This window comes from Candidatus Margulisiibacteriota bacterium (assembly GCA_028706105.1).
Taxonomy (GTDB): Bacteria; Margulisbacteria; Riflemargulisbacteria; order GWF2-35-9; family DYQY01; genus DYQY01.
The window spans coordinates 1-5,391 of the sequence record JAQWCF010000103.1 but is presented as its reverse complement, the minus strand read 5'-3'; the positions used below and the strand labels follow the sequence as shown (position 1 = coordinate 5,391).

At 34.1% G+C, this 5,391-nt stretch carries 5 protein-coding genes and 4 tRNA genes; 3 read left to right on the top strand and 6 right to left on the bottom strand.

Going from position 1 to position 5,391, the window contains the following annotated elements:
• On the top strand, positions 1-594 hold a 594-nt coding region (locus tag PHF25_08630), incomplete at its 5' end, for a hypothetical protein (protein ID MDD4528074.1).
• 60 nt (positions 595-654) lie between these two features.
• On the opposite strand, the gene PHF25_08625 is transcribed toward PHF25_08630, so the two are convergent.
• The 6 genes from PHF25_08625 to PHF25_08600 form a co-directional block, all read right to left on the bottom strand.
• Positions 655-1,092, bottom strand: a complete 438-nt coding sequence (locus PHF25_08625; GenBank protein MDD4528073.1) for a nucleoside deaminase — start codon at positions 1,090-1,092, stop codon at positions 655-657.
• A gap of 154 nt (positions 1,093-1,246) precedes the next feature.
• Positions 1,247-1,501, bottom strand: coding sequence for a GIY-YIG nuclease family protein (locus tag PHF25_08620; protein MDD4528072.1), 255 nt, complete (start codon positions 1,499-1,501; stop codon positions 1,247-1,249).
• A gap of 62 nt (positions 1,502-1,563) precedes the next feature.
• Positions 1,564-1,639, bottom strand: a tRNA-His gene (locus PHF25_08615).
• 57 nt (positions 1,640-1,696) lie between these two features.
• A tRNA-Arg gene (locus PHF25_08610) sits at positions 1,697-1,773 on the bottom strand.
• Between the two features lie 208 nt (positions 1,774-1,981).
• Positions 1,982-2,057, bottom strand: a tRNA-Gly gene (locus PHF25_08605).
• A 69-nt stretch (positions 2,058-2,126) separates the two neighbouring features.
• Positions 2,127-3,482 carry a TrpB-like pyridoxal phosphate-dependent enzyme gene (locus PHF25_08600; protein ID MDD4528071.1) on the bottom strand — a complete coding sequence of 452 codons (1,356 nt, stop codon included), beginning with the start codon at positions 3,480-3,482 and terminating at the stop codon, positions 2,127-2,129.
• Positions 3,483-3,712: 230 nt separating this feature from the next.
• Between PHF25_08600 and PHF25_08595 the strand changes: the two genes are divergently transcribed.
• Positions 3,713-4,858, top strand: coding sequence for a hypothetical protein (locus PHF25_08595; GenBank protein MDD4528070.1), 1,146 nt, complete (start codon positions 3,713-3,715; stop codon positions 4,856-4,858).
• A gap of 171 nt (positions 4,859-5,029) precedes the next feature.
• Positions 5,030-5,107 (top strand) — tRNA-Pro (locus PHF25_08590).
• Positions 5,108-5,391: the final 284 nt, after the last annotated feature.

Genomic DNA, 5,391 nt, shown 5'->3' with positions numbered 1-5,391 from the left:
AATATGGCAACGCCAATCACCCTAGAATATCTTCAAGAGCATCATGCATATTTATTAGAACTTGTAAGCGAAGATAATCTTATCCAGTTTATTGAAGACATTAATTTAGTTGGAACAAAAATAATTCAGAGCAGATATAACCACATGTCAGAACAGTTCTCGGTTAAACAATTAATGCACTTGTTTAAACCTCAAAACGAACAATCCAACAATGACATAAATGTTATTGTTATTCAGGAAATCCTCAAATTAATGAGTAGACCCATATTATTTGACAACCATTTTACTAATCACAACGAAAGACGAGAATGGCAAACTAAAAATTGTGAAAAAAGCTTACTTCCTTTTGTCATCTATACAAAAACAGGAATTAACAACTTTAGCGCTGGATTGATTCTATGCCTAACATACATAGCAAAGGCGAACATCAAAGAATATTTTAGAATAAACATCAATAAAGTAGAACAATCTATATTCATTAAAGTCCGAGAACTTGGATTAGAACCATCTATTATCCAAAAAATAGCAACCCTACTGGAAATAGAAGATCTTATGTATAAACTTTTTAGTGAATGGTCAGAAACTGATGGTTAAGATGTAGACGCAAAAACAACTAACATTAAGATTATAAAAATATTTTTTTTCATATTACAATTACACTCCTATATCTTCATTCCAAAGCTCTGGCTTCTCAGCAATAAATGCGTCCATCATACTCTTGCATTCTTCATCATCCACTACAGACAAAGCAACTCCTCTAGTCACTAAATATTCCTCTGGACCTTGGAACGTTATATTCTCACCTATTACCAACTTTGGTATTCCATATAATAAAATAGCTCCACTACACATATCACAAGGAGATAGGGTTGTATACATAGTTGATTTCTGATAATCGGAAGCAGTTAGCCTGCCAGCATTTTCTAAGCAATCCATCTCAGCATGCAAGATTGGGCTTCCTTGCTGAACTCGTTTATTATGACCTCTACCCACTATTTCACCATCAATAACAAGAACTGCACCAATAGGTATTCCACCTTCAGCTAAACCTTGTTTTGCTTCATCTATCGCACATTTTAAAAATTTATCCATAGATATAGATTATGTTAATGATAATAAAGAGTCAATAACGATAACTAATTCGAATTTGTTTACATCGAGCAAATTTAAATTTATAAAATTTGTCGAGATGGGGTGACTTCCCTCAATGACCTACGGTCACTCGGGATAAATAATATTTAAAATATTAATTTAAAATCCATTCTCCAATAATAAGTTTCTCTTTTTTAGTTTGTGACCAAGATTTAACTTTTACTTCATATTTCCTTGCAATTTTTTGAGATTCGAAACTTTGACTAAACCTTAATTCTACAGGAAGGAATCCTTTTGTTGATACAACAAATCCTTCTTGATGTTCTCTAAATCGTTTATCAACATTATACGTAATTCCAGTATAATATCTACCATTAGATAACTTTAATATGTATAAATGATATTCCATTTCTTAATTATATTTGAATTTGTTTACATCGAGCAAATTTAAATTTATAAAATTTGTCGAGATGGGGTGACTGATGGGGTTTGAACCCACGACAACCGGAACCACAATCCGGGGCTCTACCAACTGAGCTACAGCCACCATATATTATTTTTTTTAATTATTTTTTGCTTTAGCAAAAAATAATTAATACGCAAATGGCGCGCCCGAGACGATTCGAACGTCTGGCCTACGGCTTAGAAGGCCGTTGCTCTATCCAGCTGAGCTACGGGCGCTCTTAAAACAAAACCTAAAACAAGGCTTGAAATTTAGTGGAGCGGGAGACCATTCACTCTCGGATTACATCCTCGAGGACAACCGCTAAACTCTCACTCAAATTCTTTTCGTAATCGCTAAGCGGATTGTTTCTGAACTGGCAAGCCAGTTCTCGACACACTTAACTTTTTAAAAACGAAATTACCTTATTAAAGATACTTTATTTAGTGGAGCGGGAGACCAGTCTCGAACTGGCGACCCCCAGCTTGGAAGGCTAGTGCTCTACCAACTGAGCTACTCCCGCACGCACACCTTTTGTTTTCACAACCGGCACAATATTATAACATGTCTCTCGGATTTGAAAATACTCAAATCACTTAACTTTTGGTAGCTTTAATAATGCCTTTTTTATTAAATCATCAGGGTAATCAAAATCCTCTAATTGGTTATCAAAAAACTTCTGATAGGAAGAAAGATCAAAATGACCATGTCCGGAACAATTAAACAAGATTGTTCTTTCTTTACCCTCTTCTTTTGCCTTAAGAGCTTCATCAATAGCACCCTTGACCGCATGAGCTGATTCTGGAGCTATAATATGTCCTTCTGTTTTAGCAAAAAGAATAGCAGCATCAAAAACAGGCCGCTGATGATAAGCTACTGCCTCTACTAAATTTTCTTTAACTAATTTGGATATTATTGGAGCCATACCATGATACCTTAATCCCCCCGCATGAATAGAGGCAGGAATAAAATCATGTCCTAATGTATGCATCTTCATTACTGGAGCCATTTTAGCTGTATCACCATAATCATAGGCATAAATACCTTTAGTTAAAGTAGGACACGCAGTTGGTTCAACTGCAACCAACCTAACATTCTTTGAACCATGAATTTTGTCATAAGCAAAGGGTGTAGCAATTCCACCAAAATTAGAACCACCACCAACACAACCAATAACTACATCAGGATAATCCCCAACTTTCTTAAGCTGTTCTTTACATTCAAGACCAATAACCGACTGATGCAATAAAACATGATTAAGCACTGAGCCTAGTGCATAGTTAGTATCTTTATTCTTAAGCGCAACTTCCACAGCTTCACTTATAGCTATCCCAAGCGACCCCAAACAATTAGGATCTTCTTGTAAAATCTGTCTACCAGAATCAGTTGTGTTGGAAGGAGAAGAGATGCATTTAGCGCCCCAAGTTTCCATCATTAATCTTCTAGATGGCTTCATATCAAAACTACACTTAACCATATAAACTAATACTTCTATACCAAACATGCTCCCAGCAAGAGCAAGCGAACTGCCCCACTGACCAGCACCTGTCTCAGTTGATAATTTATTGATACCTTCTTTTTTATTATAATAAGCCTGCGCAATAGCTGTATTTGGTTTATGTGACCCTGCTGGCGAAACACCCTCCCACTTATAATAAATCTTTGCGGGAGTGCCTAGTGCTTTTTCTAGCTCATACGCTCTATACAAGGGAGATGGTCTCCAAATAGATAATTTATCCATAATCTCCGCGGGGATATCTATCCAACGCTCTGTTGACATCTCTTGTTCAATAAGTGCCATTGGAAATATTTCAGCCAAAACCTCAGGCGTTGCTGGTTTTAATGTTACTGGATGTAATGGCGGGTCTATGGGGCTACTTAAATCAGCTAAAATATTGTACCATTGCTTTGGCATTTCTTTTTCAGTTAGCGTAATTTTTCTTTGCATACTCAACTCCTAATAATTTATGATATTTATTATGTTACTGTAGATAGTATCATTTGTCTAGAAAGTGGCTTAAAATTATTTTAAACGTAATTTTTGCATATTTTTTAAAGCCAGTTATTGGGAATACTTAACTATAATTACGATAATTTATAAAAATGTTTAATAGTTAATTTTATGGGCATAACTTATAAGTGAAAAATTAATTACTACGCATCAAGGGGGAAACAACCATGCTACATAAAATAATTGCACTAAGAGAAGATAGAAACATATTGAGAAAAACACAAATAGATACAAATGCTACTTTCAGTTCAGATTGTGAAAAATTATTTGATGAGTATGATGCATTATTAAGCTTTATAAGTTTAAATAAAGATGGTTTAGATAGCCCTGTATTTAAAAGAACATACAGTGGCGTAAAAATTCTTATAAAAGCAAAAAGAACTAAACCAGAAACACTTAATCAACAACTAGAAAAATTACAAAATAGCTTATTAAGTAAACTCAAAGAAAACCCAGATGCTTTTGTCAAAATGGCCTTATCGAGGACCAATGTACGTAGCTGGTTATCTGAATTAATAACATTTGATTTTAGTAACAAAACCCCAGAACATGCTAGACCAGCTGGATTTGACGTTGATACCTCACGTAACCTACTTGTTGCAATACTAGCAGCAGAGAAAACAATAAAACAGTGGGAAAGAATAACTCCTAGAGAACTTTCTTATCCGTTCTTCGCCAGTAAAATAAATTTGAAACTGGAAAGCAATCAATTTCTAGCTGAAAGATTTACCGAATTTGCCAATCAAGCGATTAATAACTTCTTAGTTAATGGAAATGACGGGAAAAATTTTCAAGTTATTGCAAAGCTATTACAGTCATATCCTGAAAAAATGAGTTCTCATATTGTAGATTTACTAAAATCTAAATATGGTTATGGCACAAAACTTATAGAAGCTAATGACTTAGAAAAACTTTCTGTCCTCCGACTAGCATTGCTTTTAAGAAATCCTAAAGATAATAATTTCAGATTAATTGGAGAAAATTTATATAAACAGATTCCGCTAGAAAAGAGTCCACTTAATTTAGTAAAAAGTGATATGTTAATATTTTTAAATGCATTAAATGGTCATCTTCCTTCTGATGACCTTATCATTACTGAGGAATTTGTAACTGTAGCAAATAGTACCAGCTTACAAAGAAAGAATATAGCAAACCAAGAACATTTAGGTAAATTTAGTTTAAATTTTTCATTATCAACAAAAACTCCTTATGATACGTATTCTGAGAAGACAAAGAATGATTTCTTTAATCCTGAAAAGGTAAATGCGACATTATTAAATGAGTTGAGCAAGGCTATAGCTGGGATACAATGACTTCTCCACTCCTAACAACATCCTTAAAATAATAACGTAATTCTTTAAAATTATTACTAAGGAAACAAATAATGACAAACTATAAAATAATAAATAACAGTAAAATTCTATCAACCAACAACTTGCCAAAATTATGGTTTGTATATACAATATCCCTTGCATTTTAAATGTCGGGGTATAGCGCAGTCCGGTTAGCGCACTTGTTTTGGGAACAAGGGGCCGCAAGTTCGAATCTTGCTACCCCGACCATTTATTAGCAGTTAGCAATTAGCTCTTAGCTTTTAGCAAATTCCAAAACCTATCATGTTTCAGCAAAATTTATAGCAACAAACGAGCTTGCGAGTTTAGTTGATATACTTACAGATTTATCTGTAAACGAACTTAAGAAGCAAGTTCAGTAACAACTCCGCTTACAGACTGTGTCACAAATACTTCCTCTCTGTACAATTAAATGGGCTACAACCCTTATATTTATTGAGTATATTTGATATAATAGTAGCATCAAAAGGGGGCTAATATGGTATATAAAACAG